Source organism: Craurococcus roseus, from assembly GCF_039523795.1.
GTDB lineage: Bacteria > Pseudomonadota > Alphaproteobacteria > Acetobacterales > Acetobacteraceae > Craurococcus > Craurococcus roseus.
The window spans coordinates 36,663-61,861 of the sequence record NZ_BAAAFZ010000060.1; the positions used below are offsets into that span (position 1 = coordinate 36,663).

Consider the following 25,199-nt stretch of genomic DNA (forward strand, 5'->3'; position numbering starts at 1 on the left):
GACAGCGGGCGGCGATCGTATCTAGCGACCATGCCCGTCACGCGATTCGTTGCCGTCCCGGCTTGGCCGCTCCTCGCCGCTTGCCTTTTCTGGCCCGCTGCCGACGCGGCAGCGCAACAAGGCCCGCAGCGGATCGGCGAGTTCCAGGCCTGGACCGCAGCCACCCACGCCGAGGGCGGCCAGAAAGTCTGCTACGCCTTCACCCGCGCCACCCGCAGCGAGGGTGTGCCGAACCGCGCGGCGAACAACGTGCTCCTGGTGGTGACGCACCGGCCGAAAGGGCGCGACCAGGTCGCCCTGCAATCCGGCTACGCCTACCCGCGCAGTGCCGGCGGCGACGGGGACCCGGTGAAGGTGTCCGTGGGCGGCACCAACCTCGGCTTCTACACCTCGGGCAACAGCGCCTTCGCGCGCGACAACAAGGCGGCGATCGCTGCCCTCAAGGGCGGCCGGGAAGCGGTGGCGCGCGGCCCGCTGCCGAACGGCGGGCGCGGGCAGGCCACCGACGCCTTCTCTCTCGCCGGATTCGGCGCCGCGCTCGACGCCATCTCGCGCGAGTGCCCCGCCTCCGCGCCGGCGCAGGGCGCGTCGCGCCGATGAGCGACGCCGCCGATCTCGCCACCGTGGCCGAGCGCGAGCGCGTTCTCGCCAAGTCGGCCCTGTTCAATCCGCCGCCGGCGACGCTGCCGGACGGGCGGCGGAACCTCGTCGGTCTGTCGCGCGAGGAGCTGGCGGCCGAGATGGTGGCGATGGGCGAGAAGCCCTTCCGCGCCAAGCAGCTCTGGCATTGGATCTACCACCAGGGCGAAACCGACTTCGCCAAGATGTCCACCATCGCCGGGCCGATGCGGGCGCGGCTGGCGGAGCGCTTCGTGGTGGAGCGGCCCGCGGTCGCCACCGAGCAAACCAGCGCGGACGAAACCCGCAAGTGGCTCTTCCGCTTCAGGGACGGGCAGCAGGTCGAGACGGTCTACATCCCCGACCCAGGAGAAGACCGCGGCGCGGTCTGCATCTCCACCCAGGTCGGCTGCACGCTCTCCTGCCGCTTCTGCCACACGGGGACGCAGAAGCTTGTGCGCAATCTCGGCGCGGCCGAGGTCGTCGGCCAATTCATGGCGGCGCGCGACAGCTACGGCGAATGGCCGAGCCCCAAGGACGACAAGCCGCGCCTGCTCTCCACCATCGTCGTGATGGGCATGGGCGAGCCGCTCTACAACTACGAGAACACCGCCAAGGCCCTGCGCATCGTCATGGACCACGAGGGCATCGGCCTCTCGCGGCGGCGCATCACCCTCTCCACCAGCGGCGTGGTTCCGGTGATGGACCGCTGCGGCGAGGAGCTGGGCGTGAACCTCGCCGTTTCGCTGCACGCGGTCACGGACGAGCTGCGGGACGAGATCGTGCCGCTGAACCGCAAGTACCCCATCTCCGAGCTGCTCGCCGCTTGCCGGCGCTACCCCGGCGCGTCCAACGCCCGGCGCATCACCTTCGAGTACGTCATGCTGCGCGGCGTGAACGACTCGGAGGCGGAGGCGCGGGAGCTGGTGCGCCTGCTCCGCGGCATCCCGGCCAAGGTGAACCTGATCCCGTTCAACCCGTGGCCCGGCGCCCCGTACAAGACCAGCACCCACGAGCAGACGGCGAGGTTCGCGGCCATCCTCAACGACGCCGGCTATTCGAGCCCGATCCGCCGCCCGCGCGGTCGCGACATCCTGGCGGCCTGCGGGCAGCTCAAGACGGAAAGCGAGCGGGCGCGGAAGGCCGCGACGGCGTAACCCGCGAGCCGACCTTCAATGAAAAAGCCCCGGGCAGCGCGGTGCCACCCGGGGCGTCCACGGCCCCGCCCCGCCCGGAAGGGCAAGGCGGGCGCGTCCGAAGCCCCGCCGCGGCCCTCAGACCCGGTCGGGGCCGCCGGGCGTGCGCGTGGTGCCCGTGGCGGTGCCCGTCGTGCCGGTGGTCGTCCCGGTCGTGCCCGCGGTCCGGCGCTCGTCCTCGATCTCCACCTCCGTGCGGCGCACCTTGTCCTGCACGGTCTGGACGTGCTCTTCCGCTTCCTTGCGGACCACGACCTCTTCCACCACGTGCGCCTCCTTGGCGACCACCGCCTCTTCGGCGCTTTCCGTGGCCTCGATGGTGCGCTCCTGGAACAGGCGATCCGCGTCCGTCACCGGCCGGTTCACCGCGCGGCGCTCGACGTCCACGTGCTCCTCGCGCAGCGCCACCTGCTCCTGCACAGGAGTCTCGACGACGTAGGAGCGCACGCGCACCCGGCCGCGGTCCACCTCGCGCTTGCCGATGCGGATCTGCTCTTCGACGATCGGGATGGCCTCTTCGCCCTGCCCCACGCCAGCGGCCGTCGCCGTGCCGCGCGTCTCGTGCTCCGGGTGCGCGCCGCTGATGTTGGTGCCGGCCATTTGGTCGACCGCGCGGGACGCGATGGTCCCGGGCGGGTTGCCGGGCGTGCCGTCCGGGGCCGAAGAGCCGGTGCCGGGCATGGCCGCGACGCCGGTGCGGTTGCCGTCGGACGAGGCGCCCACCACCGCGCCGGTGCCGGCGCCAGCCGCGGCTGCGCCGCTGTAGCCGGTCCAGCCTTCCTTGCGCCACGAGGCCTCGCGCTCGTCGAGGTCCACGGCGCCTTGCCGCTCCAAGACATCCATGGCGCGGTCGATGTGCGCGTCTTCCACCTGGGCGGACACCAGCACGCCGCCGCGGCGCATCCCCTCAACGTAGGAGTGGCGGTCCTCGTCCGGCACGAAGAGGTCCTTCAGCGAAGCGAAGAAGCCCTTGTCCTCGTGGGCGGACGCCGTCGCGCCGCCGGTGGTCGCATCCGCGCCCGGGTCCACCCGCACGGCCGAGCGGCTCAGGCCGACCTCCGACACGAGGGCTTGGATGGCCTGCTCCGCTTCGGCACGGTTGTCGAACATAGCGGTGATGGTTCGAGTCGCCATGTGCTTCTCTCCTGTTCGCTTATAAGGTTCCAAAGGCTTTAGACGGGCAGCGATGACGGTTCCGGGCCGGCTCATCGATCCCGTTCGGGGCCGTTTCCGGCCGGAGACGGCGGCAACCGCTCCACGGAGGCGCGCTGGCGCCTGACCGCCACCGGCTGCTCGACTGCCTCGTCGACCGCAACCAGCCGCATCCGGATCTCCTCCTTCAACACGAGGCGGCGCTCGATCACGAGAACCTCTTCCAGCACCGGCACCACCACCGTCCCGTCCGGCTCCTGCCGCATGGTGGGTGCCGGCTCGCCTTCCGCGAGTTCCCGGCCGACGGGCACCCGCTCGAGTTCCGCCCGTTCCGAGCGGAGCGTCTCGCGCACGACCTGTTCCTGCACCTCCGTGCTGACGGACACGCGCACCCGGCCCGTCTCGACCCTCCGCTTGCCGACGCGCAGGGCCTCCTCCACGAGCGGGAGCACGGCTTCGCCGGCGGTGTCCTCCAACTTCTCCACCACCGAAGCACTCCCCCACGTTCCGCCCGGGCACGCGCAACCTAACGGCCGCCGCGGCGCCGACGTTCCTTGCGGATGCGCCATGAAAGGCATCTTTTCAGAATAATTACTTTTCTCACGGCAGCGAATGCTTGCGGACGAAGCCGTTTCGGAATGCCGTCCTGTACGGTCCCGTGCCCTGCCGCTCCGGGGGAGCGGCGACCGCCTCACCCCGCGTGCTCGCGCACGATCCTGAGCACCGCGTCGGCGTAGCGTTCGAGCTTGCCCCGGCCGACGCCGGGCACCATCGCCAAGTCCTCGGCGTCCCGCGGCCGCGCCGCGGCGATCGCGTCCAGCGCCGCGTTGTGGAAGATGACGTAGGCCGGCACGCCCTGCTCTTCCGCCGCCTGCTTGCGCCACGCCCGGAGCGCGTCGAACAAGGGATCGCCGGCCATCGTGGGCTCCGCCCCGCGCCCGCCGGGGGCGCGCTCGCGGGCGCCGGACGACCGCTTGCCCGACGGCGTCAGCGACTCCTCGCGCAACAGCACCTTGGCCTCGCCGCGCAGGATCGGCCGCGCGGCTTCCGTCGGCACCAGTTCGCCGTGGCTTTCCACCGCCACGTCCAGCGCTCCGCGCGCCACGAGCTGCCGCGCTACGCCGCGCCACGCGGGGTCAGGCAAGTCCTTGCCGATGCCGAAGGTGGAGAGCGTGTCGTGGCCGAACTGCGCCACCTTCGCGGTCAGCCGCCCGCACAGCACGTCCAGCACGTGCCCGAGGCCGAAGTGCCCGCCCGAGGGCAAGCGCGTCCGCAGCACCGTGGAGAGCAGCTTCTGCGCCGCCACCGTGCCGTCGAAGAGCACGGGGGGCGAAACGCACACGTCGCAGGCGCCGCAATTCTCCGGCCCGTCCTCGCCGAAGCAGCGGAGCAGGATGCGGCGGCGGCAGGTGGCGGCCTCGGCGATGGAGACCATCTTCTCCAGTCGGTCGCGCTCGATGCGCTTCTGCTCCGCCGGGGCGGGGCTGCTCTCGATGCGGTGCCGGGCGAAGGCGATGTCGCCGGCGCCGTAGAGCAGCAAGGCGCGGGCCGGCGCGCCGTCGCGCCCGGCGCGGCCGATCTCCTGGTACCAGCTCTCCGGCGAGCGCGGCAGGTCGGTGTGCGCCACCCAGCGCACGTCGGGCCGGTCGATCCCCATGCCGAAGGCGATGGTGGCCGCCATGATCACCGCGTCGCCGCGGGCGAAGCGGCGGTGCGCGTCGCGCTTGGCCCGGGCGTCCATGCCGGCGTGGAAGCACAGCGCGTCGTGGCCGTCGGCGCGCAGCCATTCAGCGGTCTGCTCCGTCTTCTTGCGGGTGCCGCAATAGACGATGCCGGCGCCCGAGCCGTCCGACGCGGCGCGGACGAAGGCGCGGAGCTGCGACCTTTCCTGGTCGCGCGGCGCCGCGGCGATGCCGATGTTCGGCCGGTCGAACCCGCCGCGGAACACCGGGCTGTCCGCCAGCGAGAGCTGGCGGAGGATGTCGGCGACGGTGCGCGGGTCGGCGGTGGCCGTCAGCGCCAGGCGCGGCGTGCCCGGGAACCGCTCTGCCAGCACGGAAAGGCCGCGGTACTCAGGCCGGAAGTGGTGGCCCCACTGGCTGACGCAGTGCGCCTCGTCCACCGCGAAGAGCGCGATCCGCCGCTCCTGGAGCCGAGACAGCGTGCCCTCCAGGGTCAGGCGCTCGGGCGAGACGTAGAGCAGCTTCACCTCGCCTTCGGCCAGCGCCCGCCGCACCTCCCGCGCCGCGTCCTCGTCGAGGTCGGAATGGAGCGCGGCGGCGGCGACGCCCTGCTGGCGCATCGCCGCGACCTGGTCCTCCATGAGCGCGATCAGCGGCGAGACCACCACCGCCAAGCCTTCGCGGCACAGTGCCGGCACCTGGTAGCAGAGCGACTTGCCGCCGCCGGTCGGCATCAGCACGAGGCCGGAGCCGCCGGCGACCACGTGGCGGATGATCTCTTCCTGGCGGCCGCGGAAGCCCGGGTGGCCGAAGACGCGGTGGAGAACGTCGGCCGGCTCCGGGCCGGCCAGTTCGAACGTCGTGTTGTCGGGCATGTCGCTGGTACCGGCGCCCACCATGCCACGGAACGCGCCGGCCGTCAGCGGGAGTCTACCCGCCGACGTGGACCTCCACCCGCCGGGATTCGACCGGCATCATTTCGAACGGCGCGGGCGGGCGCGGCTGCACGCGGACGCGGTCGCGCGGGACGCCGTTCGCCACCAGCGCGTCGGCGACGTTCTGGGCGCGCGCCTCGGCCAGCGCGCGGCTGAAGGCCGGGCTGGCGACGCCGTCGGGCGCGGTGAAGCCGCGCACGGCGACCGGGACGCCGGGACGCGCGCGCGCCGCTTCCGCCGCTCGGGCCACGACGGCGCGGGCTTCCGGCCCCATGGCGGCGCTGTCGTCGGTGAAGAACACCACCGGGAGCGGCCCCGGCCGGGAAGCGTCGGCGCTCCGCCGCGATTGGCACGCGGCCAAGACGACCGGGGCGAGCAGCAGCGGCGCCCCCAGAATGGATCTCCGGAACACGGTCGTCTTCCCCCTTCGGCTGTGCGACGCGCGAACGCTTAGCGCGAGCAGGCCGCGCCGCCCAGCACGCAAAAGCGGGCGCAGTGCGGGTGGTTGAGCGGCACCGGCCGGGACGCTTCCGCCAAGGTCGCGCCCAATTCGAAGCGCTCGTCGTAAGGGAGCAGGGTGCAGGCGAGCACCGCCGGCCGTTCCGCGCCCTTGCGCTTCACCACCATGCGGGTGGAGGCGCACATGACGCTGTCGGGGCTCTTGCCGAGTATGCCCCAGCAGGCCTCGGTGATCTCCGGCACGTCGCGCCCGGCGTCCATCTCCGGGAACAGCATCAACGCCACCGGGTCCGCCGCGTCGACCGGGACGGCGTTGTCGGCGAAGACGCGGGCGAAGCCTTCGCGCATGGCCGCCTCGCCCTCGCGGCCGAAATCGGCGCGGCCGGCGACGTGGACGCGGAAGCCCTCGCGCGCCAGCCATCGGAGGCCGTCCAGCGCCACGGCGAAGCTGCCCTCCTGCCGCTCCAGGTCGTGCAGGTCGGCGTCGTGGTGGTCGAGGCTCACGCGCAAGGTCAGGCGGTCGGGGCCGAACTCCGCCCGCAACGCCAGCAGGGCCGCGGCGTGGTTGCGCATCGGCCTCATGGCGTTGGTGAGCACCAGGGCGCGGTGGCCGCGCCGCAAAACGTCGCGCAGCATGGACGGCAGCTCGCGGTTCAGGAACGGCTCGCCGCCGGTGAAGCCGACCTCCTCCACCGGCAAGCGGTCGCGCCCGATCTCGTCGAGGTACGCCGCCACCTCCGCCGCGGTCAGGTACGCCAGGGCGTCGTTGCGCGGGCTGCTCTCGATGTAGCAGTTGCGGCAGGTGATGTTGCAGAGCGTGCCGGTGTTGACCCAGAGCGTGCGCAGCCCGGAGAGCGCCACCGCCGCGCGCTTTTCGCCCTTCGCCGTCACCAGCGGATCGCGGAACTTGGCCGGGTCGAGGGCCGGCTGGGCGGGCTGGAGGTGCGACAAGCGGAACGGTCTCCTGCGGCCGGACGGGGCCCGCGCAAGATGTGGCCGGACCGGCGCCCGCGCCAGGGGCGGGCGCCGGTCCCGGCCGTTCGGCCCGGCCTCAGACGATGGTGTCGGACAGGGAAAGGTCGCGCACCCCGGTCAACTCGATCTCGAGTTCCGGGCGGGTAGGGCCGAGCGGGTCGCCAAAGGTCACGACCGTCCGGTCCGCTTCTTCGTCGTAGGACCACCGCAGATTGAAGTTGCTACGGTTGTACGTTGACCGCATAAGACAAATTCGTCTCCTCGCTCCGGAGCCGCGGGCTATGCGGCAGTGGTGAAGCCACGTCAGTTCATGGCGTCACATAGTGTCTGAATGCATACTACACGCTATGCTCGAAGACCCTGAACATTCCTTAATTACGTCAAATGGTCGCCCGTGAACGACAAATGTTGTTTCTCTCACTTACATGGCGGTTGCTTTGCAGCACCGACCACAGCACGACGTTCCTGCTCTTTCGGCCACCGTAGCCCTCTCCGGTGCTACAAGGTCAAAGCAGCGGGCATCCTGAAGGTGAACCGCGTTTCGCGCTCGTCGGACGACACGGAGATCGCGCCGCCGTGGGCGCGGGCGATCTCGGACGCGATGTAGAGGCCCAGCCCCAGCCCCGAGTGGGGCCGCCCGTCGGCGCGGCGCGAAAAGGGCTTGAACAGCCGCTCCATGGTGTCGGACGGGATCGGCCCGCCCGGGTTGGCCACCGAAAGCTCGAAGGAGCCGCCCTCCCCGCTCCGCGCCCGCACGTCGATCGGCCCGTCCGGGGCGCCGTGCGTGAGGGCGTTCGCCAGCAGGTTGGAGAGGAGCTGGCCGACGCGCTCGCAGTCGCAGAGTACCGGGTGGTCCAGCGCCGCCTCCATCCGGATCGTGCGCTCCGGCCAGACCGCGCGCAATTCCTCGACGACGTGGTCCAGGCATTCGGCCAGCCGGCGGCCGTCGGCGGCGCGCTCGACCGGCACGCCGCCGCCCAACCGCCCGCGCGCGAAGTCCAGCAGGTTGCCGACCAGCCCGGCCATCCGGGCGCAGCTCTTCTGGATCGCCGCGATGAGGGAGGACGACCGCTCGTCCAGCGGCTGCCTGGACAGGAGCCTCGCGCCCGCAGCGACGGCGGCCAGCGGGTTGCGCAGGTCGTGGCCCAGGACGGCGATGAATTGCTCCCGCAACTCGGCCGTCCGGCGCTCGTCGAGCAGGGCGGCCTCGCTGCGTTCCAGCCTGTCCTGCGCGTCGAGGTGGAAGCCGATGAGCTGGGCGAACAGCTTGAACATCGCTTCCGTTTGCGGGGTCCTCAAGCGGGCCGGCGATGTGTCGAGCGCGCAGAGCGTGCCGAAGAAGGTCCCGTCCGGGCGTTGGATCGGCACCGAGATGTAGCTCTCGAACCCGTACATCTTCGGCGACGGGTGGTCGCAGAACACGGGGTCCTCGGCCGCGTGCTCGATGATGACGGGATCGCCGCTGGCGCGGATCTTCTGGCAGAACGTCGTCTCGATCCGGAGTTCGCCGCCGGGCCCCAAGCCGAGGCCGAGGCCGTCGCGGACGGCGCAAGCGGTCCAGTCGGCCTCGGTCACGCGCGCGACCGCCGCGAACCGCAGCCCGGTCACCCGGCACACCACGTCCAGGATCGACGGGACGACGTCGATCCGGCCGACGGCGCGGATGTCCTCGGCGGCCGACCTCGCCGGCGGCGGACTCGTTTGGTTCCCCTTTGACATGGGGACAGGGTAGCCGGAGCCGGCCGGGGCCGTCACCCGCGCCCGCCGCCGGAGCCGTCCCTCACGCCAGCGCCTCGGCCAGCGCCAACAAGGCGCGGTCCCGGCCCGGCGCGGCGGCGAGCGAAAGGCCGATCGGCGCGCCCTCCGCCCGACCGGCCGGCACCGCCACCTCGCACAGCCCGGCGAGGCCGGAGATGGCGGTGACGCCCATCGTGGCTTCCCGCGCCGCGTTCTGCTCGGCCTGCGTAGCCGACAGGAGCGGCGCCGGGCCGGGCGAGGTCGGGAAGGCGAGCACGGCGCCGCCGGCCAGCAGCGACCGCAACCGCGCCGCGAACAATCGGCGGAAGGCACGGCCGGCTGCGGCCTTGGCGGGGTCCATGGCGCGCGCCGCGGCGAACCGCTCGGCGACGCCGGGGCCGAAGGCGGGCTTCTCGGCTTCGATCCAGTCGCCGAGCGTGGCCCAGACCTCCTCGGCGATGGCGCAGCGCGCGTGCTCGTACAAGGCGGGCAACCCCTCCGGCGTGACCTCCACCGGCACGTGCGGGCCGAGCAACCGCTCCAATGCCCGGAACGCCGGCTCCAGCGCCTCCGCCGCCTCCGGCCGCGCGTTCGCCCAGGCGGCGGCGGGCCGGAGCAGCGGGCCGAGCGCGCCGGCGCCGCCCTCCGGCAGCAGCACGCCGCCTATCCGGTCGAGCGTGGCCGCGTCCCGCGCGAACCAGCCGGCGGTGTCGAAGGACGGCGCGAGGCCGCGCGCGCCGGCCAGGCTCACCGCGCCCCAGCTCGGCCGGATGCCGAACACGCCGCAGTAGCTCGCGGGTATGCGGACGGAGCCGGCGGTGTCGGAGCCGAGCGCGAAATCCACCAGCCCGGCCGCCACCGCCGCCGCCGAGCCGCAGGAGGAGCCGCCGGGGAAGCGCCCCGGCGCCGCCGGGTTCAGCGGCGTGCCGTGCCAGACGTTCTCGCCGGTGAGGCCGTACGCGAGTTCCACCGTCTTGGCCTTGCCGCGCAGATGCGCCCCGGCCTGGAGCAGCGCGGACACGCAAGGCGCCGTGCCGCCCGCCGGCGGGTGGGTGCGCGCCCAGTCCGGGTTGCCGTAGGTGGTCGGGTGGCCGGCCACGTCGAACAGGTCCTTGGCGGCGAAGTCCAGGCCGGCGAGCGGGCCGGAGGCGGCGCCGGGGATGTCGAGGCGCGGACCGGGGACGAAGGCGCCGACCTCGTCGGCCAAGGTGTCGTCCGCCATCCGCCGCCCTCCCAAATCGGAAGGGGGCAGGCTGCGGCAGCCCGCCGCGCCGCTCAACCCCGCGCAGAGACGGCGACGGCCAGCGGCCGTCCTCGCGCTCACCCGCGGGCCGCGCCGCCGACGCGCCACCCGGCGCCCGTGCCCGACAGCACCGCCGCCCGCGCGGACAGGACGAGGCAGATCGGCACGACGAGGAGCGGGACCATGAGGAACCGCCCGCCTTCCACCGCCGCGGAAGCAGACGGCGGCAGCCCGGGGCGGAACGCTGTGCGCCTATCACGCCGATGCGAGTACACCGCGCGGCATGTACCGGCCTACCCTCCACCAGCCGCGCCAGCCAGCCGCCACGGCCGGGGGCGACGCAGGCAGGAGCGCAGATCATGCCATTCCCCTCCTTCCGCACCCCGCGCAGGCTGTCCGCTGACCCCGTCGCCCCGGCGGCCCTTCCGAGGCGCGGCCTGCTCGCCGGCGCCTGCGCCTGCTGCGCGGCGGGGCTGCTGCCGGCCGCCGGCGCCCTCGGCCAAGCGCCCGCCAACGTGCCCGCCGCGCCCGCGCGCGCGCTGCACGCGAAACTGGACGAGGCGGCGCGCGCGGTCGAAGCGCGGATGATCGAGTGGCGCCGCGACATCCACCAGCACCCGGAGCTCGGCAACCAGGAGGTCCGCACCGCCGGGATCGTCGCGGCGCACCTCAAGCGCCTGGGCTACGAGGTGCACGAGGGCGTCGCCGTGACCGGCGTCGTAGCGACGCTGCGCGGCGGCGCGGGCGACGGCCCGGTGGTCGCGCTGCGCGCCGACATGGACGCGCTGCCGGTGACGGAGGAGGTGGACCTGCCCTTCGCCTCCAAGGCCCGGACGCAGTGGGCCGGCGAGGAGGTGGGCGTGATGCACGCCTGCGGCCACGACTGCCACGTCGCCATCCTGATGGCCGCGGCGGAGGTGCTGGCGGCCCACCGCGCCGAGTTGCGCGGCGCGGTCAAGCTCCTGTTCCAACCGGCCGAGGAGGGCCTCCCCGGCGGCGAGATCGGCGGCGCCCGCCGGATGCTGGACGAGGGCGCCTTCGAGGACCCGAAGCCGGACGCCGTGTTCGGCCTGCACGTGACCAACAACTGGAACGCCGGGACCATCGGCTACCGCGCGGGTCCGACGATGGCCAGCTCGGACGGCTTCCACATAACCGTGCAGGGGCGGCAGACGCACGGCGCGCGGCCCTGGGACGGGGTGGACCCGATCGTGATCGGGGCGCAGATCGTCTCCGCCCTGCAAACGATCCAGAGCCGCCAGGTGGACGCCGGCGACGCGTCCGTGCTGACGGTGGGCGTCTTCCGCGGCGGCAACCGCGGCAACATCATCCCCGACCGCGCGACGATGGAAGGCACGCTGCGCACCTTCGACGAGAAGCGCCGCGAGTTCATGATGCGGCGGGTGAAGGAGGTCGCCGAAGGCGTCGCCAAGGCCATGGACGGCAGCGCCGAGGTGGTGTGGGGCCAGAGCGGATACGCCACGACGGTCAACGACCCCGCCCTGACCGAGCGCATGGCGCCGAGCCTGGCGCGCGTCACGGGCACGGACCGCCTCCGCCTGACTCCGCGCGCGACGGGGGCCGAGGACTTCTCCTTCCTGGCCCAGCGCGCGCCCGGCCTCTTCTTCTTCGTCGGCGTCACCCCGCAGGGCGTGGACCCGCGCACGACGCCCACCAACCACTCGCCGCGCTTCCGCGTGGACGAGTCCGGCCTGCTGCCCGGCCTGCGCGCCATGCTGCACCTGGCCGCCGACTACACCGGCAGCGGAACCGCCTGAGCGCGCGTCGGCTCGCGCCCCGCACGGCGCCCGCCGACGCGTTCAGGCGCGGGCCGGAGTCACGGTCTGGATGGCCTCGAAGCCCTCGAACTCGGGGTGCCCGAGATACAGCGGCCTGCTCCCGCCCGCGCGCTGGTGCGCCATGCGGAACGCCTCGGAGCGGGTCCACGCCTCGAAGTCGGCCCGGCTCCGCCAGATGGTGTGCGAAGCGTAGAGCACGTGGTCGTCGCGCTCCGGTCCGCGCAGCAGGTGGAACTCGACGAAGCCGGGCACCGCGCGGAGGTGGGTGTCGCGCGAGGTCCAGACCTCCTCGAACTCCCCTTCCGCGCCAGGCGCGACCTTGAAGCGGTTCATGGCAACGAACATCGCGGTCCCATCCTCCCATCGGGTCTCACGGCCCAAGCGCCCGGCCAGGGCCTTTGTTTCATCGGGCCGCCCCCGTCAGAACCTCTCCACCCAGGGACGCAACTCGACCTCCCACGTCCAGGCGCTCCGGTCCTGTTCCAGCACGTGGAGGTAGGTGCGCGCGATCGCGTCCGGGTCCAGCATGCTGTCCGGCTCTCCCGCCGCGTCCTGCCGCCGCCCGCTGCGGATGCCGCCGTCGATGACGAAGTGCGCGACGTGGATGCCCTTCGGCGCCAGTTCGCGGGCCATGCTCTGCGCCAGCCCGCGCAACGCGAACTTGCCCATCGCGAAGGACGAGGAGTTGGCGTAGCCCTTCACGCTCGCGGAGGCGCCGGTGAACAGCACCGCGCCCTGCCCCTTCGGCAGCATCCGCTTCGCCGCGGCCTGCGCCACGAGGAAACCGCCGTAGGCCGTGACCTTGATCGCGTCCAGCACGCCTTCCGGGTCGAGGTCCACCAACGGCCCGCGCACCCGCGCGCTCGGGTTGTACACGACGACCTCCGGCGGGCCGCCGAGCGCCGCGTCGGCCGCCTGGAACATGGCTTCCACGTCGGCGGGCTTGGAGGCGTCGCAGGCGAAGGTCTCCGCCCTCAACTCGGACGCCAGCGCGGCGAGCTTGCCCTTGTCGCGCGCCGCGAGGCCGATCCGCATCCCCGCGCCCGCGAAGGTGCGCGCGACCGAGGCGCTCAGGCCGTCGCCGGCGCCTACGACCAGCGCCGACCGATAGTGGTGCCGCATCGTGGTCCCTCCCTGGAAACCGGCGACCGCCACGGTGGCACCGTCAGCGCGCCCGCAGCAACTCCGGCACGCGCAGCAGCACGAACTCGTTGTCGTCCGCCCGAGTCAGGTGGCGGCCGGCGCTGAAGGGCAGGTTGTTGTCGTTGGCGACGACGATGTGGTCCGCATCCACCGCCGCCACGTTCTCGATGGTGAAGAACGGGAAGGCGAAGCGGTCGCGCGGCGCGTCCGCCGGCCGGTCGCCGCGCTGCCGGGCGACGCCTTCCGGATCGCGGATCGCCAGGAGGTCGATGTGGCCGATCTTGCGCACGAAGCCCTCCGGGTCCGGCTCGCCGAGGTCGATCAGGTACACGCGCTTGAAGCGGGCCGGGGCTGGGAAGCAGGCGGGGGGCTGCCGTCCTTCGGCGCAGGCTAGGCCCGGGTCGCCCTCGCCGTTGTCGCGCTCGATCACCAGCGCGCGGCGCTCGTCCACCATGTTGAAGTCGCCGATGGCCGTGGAGCCCTCCTCAAGCCGGTAGCGCAGCACGCGGCCGGTCCAATCGGCCGCGCGGGTGTCGAACTCCAGCACGCGCAGGAAGCGGCCTTCCGGCTCGTCCGTGCCTTGCTTGTAGAGCGGCTGTTCCAGCATGGCGTAGAGGCGCGAGCCGTCCTGGCTTGCCGCCATGCCCTCGAAGCCGCCGGAGCGGCGCGCCTCGAAGGCGGCGGGCGCCGCGGGGCTTGCCGGCACTTGCAGGGCGAAGTGGTCGGGGCCTCGCAGGGTGCGCCCGTCCATGCGCGTCTCGCGGAAGTGCGTCACGCGTCCCTCCGCGTCCGCGCGGACCAGGTAGGGCCCGAACTCGTCGCCGAACCAGAAGCCGTCGCCTACCGGCTGGATGCTTTCGATGTCGAGGTCGGCGCCGGTCAGGAACCGGGTCGGCGACGGGTCGGTGACGATGTGGAAGGGGACCACGCGGTTCGGGTCGCTGAGGAACACGGTGCGCTCGACGGCCACGGTGCCGGCGCGCCAATCCGGCCGCACGCGGTGGAACACCAGCAGCGCGTCCGGGCTGTTGCGCTTGTTGCCGAAGCCGTTGTCGGTCAGCACCCAATGGCTGCCGTCGCCGGCGGGCTTGATGCCGGAGAAGCCCTGCACCGGCTGGCCGCGGAAGGGCAGCGACAGGCCGGTCGGGCGGCGGCCGTGCGGCGCGCCGGTGTCGCCCGGCACGCTGCCCGGCTCCTCCGCGCGGCGGTTCTCCGGCCCGGTGAAGCGGCCGGACAGGGCGAAGCCGGGCGGCGCGCCCTGGGGCGGCGGCGTGAAGGTCGCGGCCGGCAGGACCGCGTGGCCGGCGAGCGTCGCCTCGAAGCGGGTGTCGGCGGCCGCGGGCGGGGCCAGGGCGAGCAGGGCGGCGGCGAGGAGGGGCACGGTGCGCGTCATGCCCCCACCCCTAGCCGCGCCGCGGTTGCGTGCGTGTGACGTTCCCGTGACCGCCCGCGGTCAGCGCGCCGCCGGCAGGTCGCCGCGTCGCGCCGCCCCGACCACGGCCAAGAGCGCCAGGAGGACGAACGCCGGCAAGGCCAGGAGCACGCCGTCCCCGGCGCGCAGGTGGCTGAAGGCGGCGCCGACCATCACGGCGCCCAGCAGCAACGCGGCCGGCGCCGCGGAGCGGCGGAACAGCAGCGCCAAGCCGGCGCCCAGCTCCAAGACGCCGATGACGTACATGAACCAAAGCGCGTAGCCGAAATGCGCGAAGCCCTGCACCTCGAACTCGATCGCGGCCAGCTTCATCAACCCGGCCGCCACGAACACGGCCGCCAACAACACGCGCAACGCCAACCCAGCGCGCGCGCGGGCGCGCCCCGGCACGCCATCGGAACCCCCAGTCGCAGTCGCAATCGCCATCGGTCAGCCCCTTCCTCTCGGGTCGGGGGCGTCTAGCCGCTTCGCTTCAGCAGGGCCGTGACGCGGCGCACAGCGCGGCTCAGGCGCCGACCCGCCGCAAAGGAGCGCGGGGCGCGCCGTCCGGGCCCCAATTGGCATCGTCCAGCCAAGCGGCGATGGCGTCCCGCCGGTCGGGCCACTCGTCGGCCAGGATGGAGAACATGGCCGTGTCGCGTTGCCGCCCCTTCACCACCATGCTCGCCCGCAACACGCCCTCCGGCACGAAGCCGAGCCGCGCGGCGGCGGCGCGCGACGGCGCGTTGAGCGCGTTGCACTTCCAGAGCAGCCGCCGGTAGCCGAGGTCGTCCATGGCGTGCCGCATCAGCAGGAACATCGCCTCCGTCGCCGCCCGGGTCCGCTGCATCCTGGGCGAGAAGTAGATGTTGCCGATTTCGATCGCCGCGTTGGCGGGCTGGATGTCCATGAGCGTCAGCCAGCCGTCGGCGGTGCCGGTGCGGTGCGGGCGCACGGCCCACGCCATCGGGTCGTGCGTGGCCGCGAAGCCGCCGAGAAAGGCGCGCAACGCCGCCTCCGACGCGAAGGGGCCGTAGCCGAGGTAGGCCCAAGCCGCCACGGCCCGCTCCTCGCCGCCGGTTCGGGTGGCCAGCCACAGCTCCGGCGCGTGGCGGACGTGCAGCGGTTCCAGGTCGACCGAGCGGCCCGGGTGCGGCACGCGCGCCGGCAGCGGCCGAGGGGTCGGGTCCACCTCGGGGCCGAGCGGGGGTGGCGTTTCGGGCGCGTCAGGCATCGGCGGCGTCCTCCCGGCGACGGAACGGGCCGCATCCTGCCCACGGCGTAGGCCGGCGCAAACCAGACCCGCGCGTCCAGCGGTTGCATCCTGTGCCGCGCCGCAGCATGTAGCGGACGCCATGAACGCCCTTTCCCCCGCCACCACCGGAGCCGCCGCGCCCAAGATTCCCGCCGCTTTCCACGGCGAGGCCGTGACCTGGGTGCATCACTGGACCGACCGGCTCTTCTCGTTCCGCTGCACCCGGAACGAGGGCTTCCGCTTCGTGGCCGGACAGTTCGCCATGATCGGCCTGATGGTGGAGGGCAAGCCCTTGGTGCGCGCCTATTCCATGGTCAGCGCGCCCTGGGAGGAGGAGCTGGAGTTCCTCTCCATCAAGGTGCAGCGCGGCCCCCTCACCTCGCGCCTGCAGCACGTGAAGCCGGGCGACACGGTGCTGATCGGCCGCAAGCCGACCGGCACGCTGCTCACCGAGAACCTGCTGCCGGGCCGGACCCTGTGGATGTTCTCCACCGGCACCGGCATCGCGCCCTTCATGAGCCTGATCCGCGAGCCGGAGGTGTACGACCGCTTCGAGCGCGTCGTGCTGGCCCACACCGTCCGCCAGGTGGACGAGTTGGCCTATCGGAATCTGATCAGCCACGAGTTGCACGAGCACGAATTCCTCGGCGAGCTGGTCGCCGGCAGGCTGCTCTACTACCCGAGCGTGACCCGCGAGGCCTTCCAGACGCAGGGGCGCATCACCGCCCTCGTCGAGAGCGGGCGGATCTTCGACGACCTCGGCCTGCCGCCGCTGTCGCCCGAGTCGGACCGGGTCATGCTCTGCGGGTCGGAAGCGATGAACGCGGACGTCTCGGCCATGCTGGAAGCACGCGGCTTCGCCGAAGGCTCGAACCACGAGCCCGGCAGCTACGTGGTCGAGAAGGCGTTCGTGACGAAGTAGGACCAATCACGGTCTCACCAGCGGCCCCCTCCCGGCGCTCCGGCGCCATTGCGGGATCGTCCTTGTGCCGTTATGTGCCCGGCGGGATCGCGACGCCCCGCCGGCACTACATGCGGCCGGGGCGCGACACGCCTGGGAGAAGACGATGTCCGAGGAAACGACCGCCCCGCGACGCCGTGGCTTGTTGAAGGCCGCTGCCGTGGGGGCTGCTGGCACCGCCGTGCTGGCCACACCCAACGTCAGCCGCGCGCAGACCGTGACCATGCGGTTCCAATCCACATGGCCGCAGCGCGACATCTTCCATGAATTCGCCCAAGACTACGTAACGCGCGTCAACGCCATGGCGGGCGGGCGGCTACGGCTGGAGTTGCTGGCGGCCGGCGCGGTGGTGGGCGCGTTCCAGTTGCTCGACGCGGTCTCGGCCGGCACCCTGGACGGCGGCCACGGCGTTTCCGCCTATTGGTTCGGCAAGAACAAGGCGTTCAGCCTGTTCGGCACCACGCCGCCCTGGTTCGGCGACGCCAACCAGCTCCTTGGCTGGTTCTACCACGGCGGCGGTGAGGCCCTGTACAAGGAGCTGATGGCCGACATCCTGAAGGTGAACGCCGTCGGCTTCCTCACCGGCCCGATGCCGACCCAACCGCTCGGCTGGTTCAAGCAGCCGATCGAGCGCCCGGAGCAGATCCGCGGCCTCAAGTACCGCACCGTGGGCTTGGCCGCCGACCTGTTCAACGAGATGGGCGCGGCGGTGGTGTCCCTGCCGGGCGGCGAGATCGTCCCGGCGCTGGAGCGGGGCGTGATCGACGGGGCGGAGTTCAACAACCCCTCCTCCGACCGCATCCTCGGCTTCCCGGACGTCGCCAAGAACTACATGATCCAGAGCTACCACCAGAAGGTGGAGAGCTTCGAGGTGCTGTTCAACAAGGGCAAGTACGACGCCCTGCCCGCGGAGCTGCAAGCGGTGCTGCGCTACAGCGCCGAGGCGGCGTCCTCCGACATGAGCTGGAAGCTGCAGGACCGCTACTCGCGCGACCTGCTCGCCATGGCGCAGCAGCAGGGCGTGAACGTGCGCCCGACGCCGCGGCCGGTGCTGGACGCGCAGTTGCAGGCCTGGGACCGGGTCGTGCAGAAGCTGGAAGGCGACAACTCCTCGCCCGCGGCCGGGCCGTTCTTCAAGAAGGTTTGCGACAGCCAGCGCGAGTGGTGCCGGCGCGTGGGCAACTTCGTGCTGCGCTACGAGGCGAGCCAGGCGGTGGCGTACAACCACTTCTTCTCCCGCCAAGGCTGACGCCCGCGGCCGTTTTGGGCACCCCGCCATCCGAGCCGCGGGTGGCGGGGTTTTCATGCACGGCTCGCGCGCCCAACGAGGGAAACCGCGCATGCAGCGCCTGCTGCTCGGCATAGACCGGCTCAGCACCGCGATCGGTCAGACCTTCGCCTGGTGCATCTTGGTGCTGACCGCCGTCGTCGTTTACGAGGTGTTCGTGCGCTACGTGTTCCGGGCGCCGACCACCTGGGGCTACGACGTGTCCTACATGCTGTACGGCACGCTGTTCATGATGGCGGGCGCCTACGCCCTGTCGCGCAACGGCCACGTGCGGGGCGATTTCCTGTACCGCAACTTCCCGCCACAGCGGCAGGCGTGGTTCGACCTCGTCCTCTACGTGCTGTTCTTCTTCCCGGCGATCTTCGCCTTCATGATCTCCGGCTGGACCTTCTTCGCCGACAGCCTCCGGCAGAACGAGCGGAGCATGTTCAGCCCGACCGGCCCGGTGATCTGGCCGTTCAAGTTCCTCATCCCCGTGGTCGGCCTCCTGCTGCTGCTGCAAGGGCTGGCCGAGGTGGTGCGCTGCTGGCGCTGCATCCAGTCCGGCGAATGGCCGAAGCGCCTGTCCGACGTGGAGGAGCTGGAGCAGCAGGTGCTCGCCGCCGCGGCCGAGCGCGACCCCGAGGAGCTGGCGCGCGAGATGGCGCGCAGCGGGCACATCCCCGGCGAGCGCGCCGGCGACCAGCAGGACGGCAGGTGACCCCCCGATGAGCGATGGCGCACTGGGCCTCACCCAGCTCTTCCTCTTCCTGTTCTTCATCATGCTGGGCTTCCCCATCGCGTTCACGCTGATGGCGATGGGGCTGTTCTTCGGCTACCTCGGCATGGGCGACCGCATCTTCGACCTGCTGATCCAGCGCACCTACTCGGTCATGTCGAACGACGTGCTGATCAGCGTGCCGCTCTTCGTGTTCATGGGCTACATCATCGAGCGGGCGAACATCCTCGACCGGCTGTTCCGCTCGCTCCAGATGGCGTCCGGCAACATCCCCGGCAGCCTCGCGGTGGCGACGCTGGCCACCTGCGCGCTGTTCGCCACCGCCACCGGCATCGTCGGCGCGGTGGTGACGCTGATGGGCCTGCTCGCCCTGCCGCCGATGCTGCGGGCCGGCTACGACGTGAAGCTGGCCACCGGCGTGATCGCCGCGGGCGGCTGCCTCGGCATCCTGATCCCGCCCTCCATCATGTTGATCCTTTACGGCGCAACGGCGGGCGTGTCGGTGGTGCAGCTCTACGCCGCGGCCTTCATTCCGGGCCTCATGCTGGCGGGACTCTACATCCTCTACGCCATGGGCATCGCGCTGGTGAAGCCGAGCGTCGCGCCGAGGCTGCCGCCGGAGGAGGTGCAAGTCCCCTTCGTCACCATCCTCTGGTCCCTGCTCACCTCCTTCTTCCCCCTCGCGCTGCTGATCGCCCTGGTGCTAGGCGCCATCCTGATGGGCCTGGCCACGCCATCGGAGGCGGCCGCGATGGGCTCGCTGGGCTCCATCGTCCTCGCCATCGCCTACCGTTCGTTCTCGATCACCAAGTTGCGGGAGAGCGTGTTCCTCACCGCGCGCACCAGCGCCATGGTGTGCTGGCTGTTCGTGGGCTCGGCCATCTTCTCTTCGGTGTTCGGCTACCTCGGCGGCCAAGCGCTGGTGGAGGAGTTCTTCAAGGGCCTGCCGCTCAACAGCTTCACCTTCATGGTCCTGGCCCAAGCGCTGATCTTCGTGCTTGGCTGGCCGCTGGAGTGGACCGAGATCATCGTGATCTTCGTCCCCATCTTCCTGCCGTTGCTGGACGACTTCGGCGTGGACCCGCTGTTCTTCGGCATCATGATCGCGCTGAACCTGCAAACCAGCTTCCTGTCGCCGCCGGTCGCCATGGCCGCCTTCTACTTGAAGGGCGTGGCGCCCAAGCACGTGCGGCTGGAGGAGATCTTCTCGGGCTGCATGCCCTTCATCTACATCGTCGTGCTCTGCATGATTTCGGTCTACGTGTTCCCGGACTTGGTGAACTGGCTCCCGGAGCGCCTCTATGGCGGCGACGCCGGCGCCCCGGCGGTGCAGGTGGACGCGCCGCCCGAGGGCGGCTTCCAAGAGGAAGAAACCCTCCGGTAGCGGCGATGTCGTCCGGGGCATCGCCCGAGCAGATCGCGGGCTGGCTGGCCGAAGCGCTGGAAACCGGCAACCCGCTCGCCCCGCTTCCCGCCGGGGCCGAGCCGGCCGGCGTCGCCGAAGGCGTGCACGTCGCGGCCTTGGTGCTCGCATCGCTCGGCCTCGTGCCCTGCGGCTTGCGGTTCGCGCCGGGGCCGGACGGCGCGATGCTGGCGGGCCCGGTGCTGGAAGGGCGCCTGCTGCCGGACGGCGCGGCGGTCGCGCTCGCCACCGCCCGGCACGCCGCGGTGGCGCCGGGCGTGATGGGCGTGCTGGCGGAGGACTTGCCGGCCGAAGCGGACGGCGGCCTCCCGGCCTTCTCCGCCCTGCACCCGATCCTCGACGTCTCCGCGTGGCGGCTGCGCGACCGGCCCGGCTCGCCCGGCCTCGCCGCCGCCGACCTGTCGGGCCACGGCTTCATCGTGGCCGGGCGCGGCAAATGCGGCATGGTCGCCGGCCCGTTGCCGGTGGGCATGGCGCCGGCGGGCGCCAAGCGCCGTCCGCAGACGCTGGACGCGGCGGCGGCGCTGCTCGCGGCGGCAAGAGCGGCTCGGTTGGCCGGCGGCCTGCCACGCGGCGCCGTGCTGGCGGCCGTGCTCGGCCCGAGCGTCGCGCCGGCGGAAGGACAGGAGATCGTGGCGGGCCTCGGCGCCCTGGGCCGCGTGCGCGCGGCGTTCCGCTGACAACCGGAGCGGGCATCCCGCGCCGCCCGCCGTCTTACATTGTCGTCAGCGCCGGACGCGCCCCCGAATGGGGGATTGACGGTCCGCTCGCGTTACGTCGAATGTGCGCCACCGGGCTTGTTTCCAGCACGCACCGAGCCGCGCCCCCATGGGCCGCGCGCCGGTCGGCGGCAGGACCATGCCGCGCAAGAACAGGGAAGACGGGATGTCCATCAGCACGGCACAACGAGCGGGCGCGCACGACGCCGCCCGCCCCATGACGCGGGAGGAGCGGAAGGTCATCCTGGCCTCGTCGCTCGGCACCGTGTTCGAGTGGTACGACTTCTACCTGTACGGCGCGTTGGCCGGCATCATCGCCGTGAAGTTCTTCAGCCAGTTCCCCGAAGGGACGCGCAACATCTTCGCGCTGCTGGCCTTCGCCGCGGGCTTCCTGGTGCGCCCCTTCGGCGCGCTCGTGTTCGGCCGGCTCGGCGACCTGGTGGGGCGGAAGTACACCTTCCTCGTCACCATCGTGATCATGGGCGCGAGCACCTTCATCGTCGGCATCCTGCCCACCTCGGACCAGATCGGCATCACCGCCGCCGTGCTGTTGATCGTCCTGCGCTGCCTCCAGGGCCTCGCGCTGGGCGGCGAGTACGGCGGCGCCGCGACCTACGTGGCCGAGCACGCGCCGAACGGGCGGCGGGGCTTCTACACCTCCTTCATCCAGATCACCGCGACGGCCGGGCTGTTCCTGTCGCTGCTGGTGATCCTGGCCACCCGCCTCACCATGGGCGAAACCGCCTTCGCCGACTGGGGCTGGCGCATCCCGTTCCTGCTCTCGATCATCCTGCTCGGCATCTCGGTCTGGATCCGGCTGCAGATGCAGGAGAGCCCGGCCTTCCAGAAGATGAAGGACGAGGGCACCCGCTCCAAGGCGCCGCTGTCGGAGGCCTTCGGCCAGTGGCGCAACGCGAAGATCGCGCTGTTCGCCCTGCTCGGCCTCGTCATGGGGCAGGCGGTGGTCTGGTACACCGGCCAGTTCTACGCGCTGTTCTTCCTGGGCTCCGTGCTCAAGGTGGACATCCTCACCACCAACCTGCTGATCGCCTGGTCGCTGCTGCTGGGCTCGGGCTTCTTCGTGTTCTTCGGCTGGCTGTCGGACAAGATCGGCCGCAAGCCGATCATCCTCGGCGGGTGCCTGCTCGCGGCGCTCACCTACTTCCCGCTGTTCAAGCTGATGAGCCACGAAGCGAACCCGACACTGGCAGCGGCGCACGCCAACATCACGGTGGTGCTGGACGCCGACAAGGCGGGCTGCTCCTTCCAGTTCAACCCCACCGGGACGGCGCGCTTCACCCAACCGTGCGACACGGCCAAGGCGGCGCTGGCCCGCGCCTCGGTCAACTACACGGTGAACGACACCCCCGGCAATCCGGCGGTGAACGTCCGCATCGCCGAACAGCCTCCGGTGGCGGCGACGGGCAATCCGCAGTTCGCGGCGCAGCTCGCCTCCACCTTGACGGCGGCGGGCTACCCGTTGGCCGCCAACCCGTCGGTGGTGAAGATGTCGGGGCCCTTCGACATCTTCCGCGAACAGCCGGCGGTGCTGATCGGCATCCTGACGATCCTGGTGATCTACGTCACCATGGTCTACGGGCCGATCGCCGCGGCGCTGGTGGAAATGTTCCCCACGCGCATCCGCTACACCTCCATGTCGCTGCCCTACCACATCGGCAACGGCTGGTTCGGCGGGCTGATGCCGGCGACGGCCTTCGCCATGATCGCGCAGACCGGCGACGTGTACTACGGCCTCTGGTACCCCATCGTCATCGCGCTCGCGACCGTGGTCATCGGCCTGTTCTTCGTCCCGGAAACCAAGGACCGCGACATCTTCGACGAGCGCCCGTCCGAAACGCCGATCGCCGCGCGGACGCGCGCCGCGGAGTAGGCCCGCCTCCCCGATCGCGGGCCGCACGGGGCGCCGGGGGACCTCCCCCGGCGCCCTTCCTTCATCCGCCGGTCGGCGGCGGCGGCCCGCCCGACCGCCTTTCGCGGGGGATGCGGACGCCGCGCGCCTTCCTGTCGCGCAGCTCCAGGTAGATCATCGCCGCCATCACCGCGTCGTTCAGCGCGTCGTGCTGCTCCAGCGGCGGGATGCCGAGGTCGCGCAGGATCGCGGCGAACCTCAGGTCGATGGCCGTGCCCGGCGGCGCGTTGCCGTACTTGCGCTCGTAGTAGAGCGAGGACACCTCGATCCGCGGGTTCGGCAGCTTGGTTTGCAGCAGCCAGAGCGCGTACTTGTCGAGCATCCGCACGTCGAAGTCGATGTAGTAGCCGACCAGCGGCCGCCCGCCGATGAAGCGGAGCAGTTCGGGCAGGACGCGGTGGATGGGCTCGGCGCTTTCCACGTCGCGCTCGCGCAGGCGGTGGACCTTGATGGCCTCGGAGGAGGAGCGCGCGTCCTCCGGCCGAACGGTGGCCTCGAACCGTTCGCTGAGCAGGATGCGGTCGCCGCGGATGCGCACGGCCGCGACCGCGATCACGTCGTCGGTGCGGGGGTCGAGCCCCGTGGTCTCGCAATCCAGCGACACCGCCTCGCCCTCCGGCCCCGGCCGGAACAGGAACTTGTAGGCGTGGTCCGCGAGCGAGGCGCGCCAGAACAGCCGCCACAGCGCCCCCCGGTGCACCGTCAGAAGGCCCCGAGGTTGTAGCGGGCGCGGATGGTGTCGCGGAAGCGGCGGACGATGCGGAGCGCGTCGCGCAGGATGTCCCGGTCGGCGGCGGACAAGCGGCTCGGCTGCACCACCGCTTCCCGCTCCACGTTCCCGCGGCGCACGGCCTCCAACTGGGACCGCAGCCGGTAGGCCATGAAGACCCGGAGCGCGCCCGTCAGCTCCTGCCCGAACCCCGGCTCGAAGGCGCCGGCCTCCGCCAGCGCCGCGATGCGGCCGGCGGTGGGCGTGGCGGCGACGCCGCGGTCCATGGCCAGGGTGCGGACGCCGTGGACGATGGGGAAGACGCCGGCCTTCTTGATGTCGATCTCGTCCGAGCCGACGCCCACCGTCACCATCAGGGCGTTCAGCACGCCCAGCGTCGGCGTGTCGAAGGTCTCGATCAGGTGCGCGAACCGCGCGAGCAGCGCCTTCTCGCCACGCATCATCCCGATCAGCGCCTCCTTCGCCTCGCGCAGCAGTTCCGGCCGGCCGGCCACCGCCACGGCGTCGAAGAAGATGCCGAGGTTCATCGCCGCCTCGGGCGTGCGCTCGAACACCCAGGCCCGGAGTTGGCGGATCAGCCCGTCCACAGGCTGCGACCAGACCGGGTTGCGGACCATCACGTTTCCCGAGCAGGGCGGGAATCCGAAGGCGTCGAGCGCGCCCGAGAACGCCTCGCGGAACCGCGCGAGGTCGGCTTCCGGCACCGGCTCCGCCAGCACCAGCCCGTTGTCCTGGTCGGTGCGCACCGTCTGCTCGCCGCGCCCCTCGCTGCCCATCAGCATGAGGCAACCCTTCTCCCGGATGGAGTCGGGTGCCAGCAGGTCGAAGAGCTTCACGAACAAACGGCGGTTGAGGTCGGAGGTGACTTCGGCGATCTGCTCCACCTTCACCCCTTGGCGGTGCAGCCGCTCCACCTGGGCCTGGATGTCGCGCGCCGGGGCGGCCAAGTCCTCCACGCTCCGGGCGCGGTCGATGCGGCCGGGGATGAGCTGCGTGTTGCCGGCGACCAGCCCGAGGATGTCGATGTCCTCCAGGAAGCCGACGTATTCGCCGTTGCGCCGCACCGCGACCCGGCGCTTGTCGTTCCGGGTCATCAGCAGCAGCGCCTCGAACACGAAGTCCTCGGCGTCCACCGACACGACGTCGAAGTGGCACACGTCGCGCACCGGCGTCTCCAGCGGCAGGCGCCGCAGCACGGCCGCCTTGGACAGGTTCATGCCGGTGACGACGCCGACCCGCTCCCCGTCCCGGACGTAAAGGACGTTGCTGCCGCTTTCCGCCATGCGGTGGCCGGCTTGCTCCACGGTGGCGCCGGCGTCGATGAACACGGCCGGGCCGGGCTTGGCCTCGCGCACGCGGGCGCGCAGCACGCTCTCCATTCCCTCCGCCCGGTGCGCCTCGGCGAAGGCGTTCAGCTTCTCGGAGATCTCGGAGTAGAAGAAGGCGGCGAAGGCGGGGTTGCGGGAGATCAGCCCGAGCACGACCGGCTTGGGGGCGAGGAAGCAGAGCGTCTCCTCGGCGGCGGTGAAGTCCTCGCCGGCGGCGCCGTGGACCAGGGCGCGGCTGTCGAAGCTGTCCTTGGGCCCGAGCACGGCGTTGAGCGTCCCGCCGTCGCGCGCCTCGACCGAACCCTTGATGACGACGTGCAGCGCCTCCGCGGCGGCGCCGCGCGCTAGGATGGTCTCGCCCGGGCGGAAGTAGCCGATGTCGAGGGCGGCGCGCAGCTCCTCGACCTCTTGCTGGCTCAGCCGGTCGAAGGGCGGGTTGTGGGCGTCGAAGCCGTCCTGCATGGCGGGGAGCGTGTGGGCGCGGGCGGGGCCGCGAA

Annotated in this window: 24 protein-coding genes; 9 read left to right on the plus strand and 15 right to left on the minus strand. The window is 71.9% G+C overall.

Translation table 11 applies throughout. The features are described from left to right. Positions 1–30 precede the first annotated feature (30 nt). Entirely contained in the window at positions 31–600 is a 570-nt protein-coding gene (locus ABD067_RS18255) for an invasion associated locus B family protein (RefSeq protein WP_343896798.1), read from the plus strand. Then, a complete protein-coding gene (rlmN, locus tag ABD067_RS18260) occupies positions 597–1,775 on the plus strand; it encodes a 23S rRNA (adenine(2503)-C(2))-methyltransferase RlmN (RefSeq protein WP_343896799.1) in 1,179 nt (392 codons plus the stop codon). Before ABD067_RS18255 ends, rlmN begins: the two co-directional genes overlap by 4 nt. A gap of 117 nt (positions 1,776–1,892) precedes the next feature. Here rlmN and ABD067_RS18265 read toward each other — a convergent pair whose 3' ends face one another. From ABD067_RS18265 to ABD067_RS18300, 8 genes are all read right to left on the minus strand, one after another. Next, the gene (locus ABD067_RS18265) at positions 1,893–2,948 is read right to left on the minus strand and encodes a YsnF/AvaK domain-containing protein (protein WP_343896800.1); all 1,056 of its coding nucleotides are present in this window, start codon (positions 2,946–2,948) and stop codon (positions 1,893–1,895) included. Between the two features lie 71 nt (positions 2,949–3,019). After that, positions 3,020–3,451 carry a DUF2382 domain-containing protein gene (locus ABD067_RS18270; RefSeq protein ID WP_343896801.1) on the minus strand — a complete coding sequence of 144 codons (432 nt, stop codon included), beginning with the start codon at positions 3,449–3,451 and terminating at the stop codon, positions 3,020–3,022. 206 nt (positions 3,452–3,657) lie between these two features. Beyond that, complete coding sequence (gene recQ / locus ABD067_RS18275; protein ID WP_343896802.1) at positions 3,658–5,523, minus strand: DNA helicase RecQ; 1,866 nt, start codon at positions 5,521–5,523, stop codon at positions 3,658–3,660. A 55-nt stretch (positions 5,524–5,578) separates the two neighbouring features. Then, complete coding sequence (locus ABD067_RS18280; RefSeq protein ID WP_343896804.1) at positions 5,579–5,995, minus strand: OmpA family protein; 417 nt, start codon at positions 5,993–5,995, stop codon at positions 5,579–5,581. A gap of 38 nt (positions 5,996–6,033) precedes the next feature. Then, positions 6,034–6,993, minus strand: coding sequence for a radical SAM protein (locus ABD067_RS18285; RefSeq protein ID WP_343896806.1), 960 nt, complete (start codon positions 6,991–6,993; stop codon positions 6,034–6,036). Between the two features lie 100 nt (positions 6,994–7,093). Beyond that, positions 7,094–7,261, minus strand: coding sequence for a hypothetical protein (locus ABD067_RS18290; protein WP_343896807.1), 168 nt, complete (start codon positions 7,259–7,261; stop codon positions 7,094–7,096). A gap of 254 nt (positions 7,262–7,515) precedes the next feature. After that, positions 7,516–8,736: a GAF domain-containing sensor histidine kinase gene (locus tag ABD067_RS18295; RefSeq protein ID WP_343896808.1), complete on the minus strand. Its 1,221-nt coding sequence runs from the start codon at positions 8,734–8,736 to the stop codon at positions 7,516–7,518. A gap of 61 nt (positions 8,737–8,797) precedes the next feature. Further along, positions 8,798–9,976 (minus strand): amidase, encoded by a 1,179-nt coding sequence (locus tag ABD067_RS18300; protein WP_343896809.1) that lies wholly within the window; start codon positions 9,974–9,976, stop codon positions 8,798–8,800. Between the two features lie 380 nt (positions 9,977–10,356). Between ABD067_RS18300 and ABD067_RS18305 the strand changes: the two genes are divergently transcribed. Further along, on the plus strand, positions 10,357–11,775 hold the full coding sequence (locus tag ABD067_RS18305) for an amidohydrolase (RefSeq protein ID WP_343896810.1): 1,419 nt from the start codon (positions 10,357–10,359) through the stop codon (positions 11,773–11,775). A 42-nt stretch (positions 11,776–11,817) separates the two neighbouring features. On the opposite strand, the gene ABD067_RS18310 is transcribed toward ABD067_RS18305, so the two are convergent. From ABD067_RS18310 to ABD067_RS18330, 5 genes are all read right to left on the minus strand, one after another. After that, a complete protein-coding gene (locus tag ABD067_RS18310) occupies positions 11,818–12,141 on the minus strand; it encodes an antibiotic biosynthesis monooxygenase family protein (protein WP_343896811.1) in 324 nt (107 codons plus the stop codon). Positions 12,142–12,216: 75 nt separating this feature from the next. Continuing rightward, on the minus strand, positions 12,217–12,918 hold the full coding sequence (locus ABD067_RS18315) for an SDR family NAD(P)-dependent oxidoreductase (protein WP_343896812.1): 702 nt from the start codon (positions 12,916–12,918) through the stop codon (positions 12,217–12,219). Positions 12,919–12,961: 43 nt separating this feature from the next. Beyond that, positions 12,962–14,332: an esterase-like activity of phytase family protein gene (locus tag ABD067_RS18320; RefSeq protein ID WP_343896813.1), complete on the minus strand. Its 1,371-nt coding sequence runs from the start codon at positions 14,330–14,332 to the stop codon at positions 12,962–12,964. 60 nt (positions 14,333–14,392) lie between these two features. Further along, the gene (locus tag ABD067_RS18325) at positions 14,393–14,797 is read right to left on the minus strand and encodes a DoxX family protein (protein WP_343896814.1); all 405 of its coding nucleotides are present in this window, start codon (positions 14,795–14,797) and stop codon (positions 14,393–14,395) included. A gap of 79 nt (positions 14,798–14,876) precedes the next feature. Beyond that, a complete protein-coding gene (locus tag ABD067_RS18330; RefSeq protein ID WP_343896815.1) occupies positions 14,877–15,584 on the minus strand; it encodes a GNAT family N-acetyltransferase in 708 nt (235 codons plus the stop codon). 121 nt (positions 15,585–15,705) lie between these two features. Between ABD067_RS18330 and ABD067_RS18335 the strand changes: the two genes are divergently transcribed. From ABD067_RS18335 to ABD067_RS18360, 6 genes are all read left to right on the plus strand, one after another. Further along, the gene (locus tag ABD067_RS18335) at positions 15,706–16,527 is read left to right on the plus strand and encodes a ferredoxin--NADP reductase (protein ID WP_343896816.1); all 822 of its coding nucleotides are present in this window, start codon (positions 15,706–15,708) and stop codon (positions 16,525–16,527) included. Between the two features lie 145 nt (positions 16,528–16,672). Continuing rightward, complete coding sequence (locus tag ABD067_RS18340) at positions 16,673–17,815, plus strand: TRAP transporter substrate-binding protein (protein WP_343896817.1); 1,143 nt, start codon at positions 16,673–16,675, stop codon at positions 17,813–17,815. Between the two features lie 91 nt (positions 17,816–17,906). Continuing rightward, positions 17,907–18,554: a TRAP transporter small permease subunit gene (locus ABD067_RS18345; protein ID WP_343896818.1), complete on the plus strand. Its 648-nt coding sequence runs from the start codon at positions 17,907–17,909 to the stop codon at positions 18,552–18,554. A 7-nt stretch (positions 18,555–18,561) separates the two neighbouring features. Then, positions 18,562–19,956 (plus strand): TRAP transporter large permease, encoded by a 1,395-nt coding sequence (locus ABD067_RS18350; protein WP_343896819.1) that lies wholly within the window; start codon positions 18,562–18,564, stop codon positions 19,954–19,956. 5 nt (positions 19,957–19,961) lie between these two features. Beyond that, the gene (locus tag ABD067_RS18355) at positions 19,962–20,675 is read left to right on the plus strand and encodes a hypothetical protein (protein WP_343896820.1); all 714 of its coding nucleotides are present in this window, start codon (positions 19,962–19,964) and stop codon (positions 20,673–20,675) included. Positions 20,676–20,880: 205 nt separating this feature from the next. Then, the gene (locus tag ABD067_RS18360; RefSeq protein WP_343896821.1) at positions 20,881–22,605 is read left to right on the plus strand and encodes an MFS transporter; all 1,725 of its coding nucleotides are present in this window, start codon (positions 20,881–20,883) and stop codon (positions 22,603–22,605) included. Between the two features lie 61 nt (positions 22,606–22,666). Here the strand turns inward: ABD067_RS18360 and ABD067_RS18365 are convergent, their stop codons facing one another. Both ABD067_RS18365 and ABD067_RS18370 read right to left on the minus strand, forming a co-directional pair. Further along, positions 22,667–23,344, minus strand: a complete 678-nt coding sequence (locus tag ABD067_RS18365) for a 3'-5' exonuclease (protein ID WP_343896822.1) — start codon at positions 23,342–23,344, stop codon at positions 22,667–22,669. A gap of 2 nt (positions 23,345–23,346) precedes the next feature. Beyond that, positions 23,347–25,164, minus strand: coding sequence for a DUF294 nucleotidyltransferase-like domain-containing protein (locus tag ABD067_RS18370; RefSeq protein WP_343896823.1), 1,818 nt, complete (start codon positions 25,162–25,164; stop codon positions 23,347–23,349). Positions 25,165–25,199 lie beyond the last annotated feature (35 nt).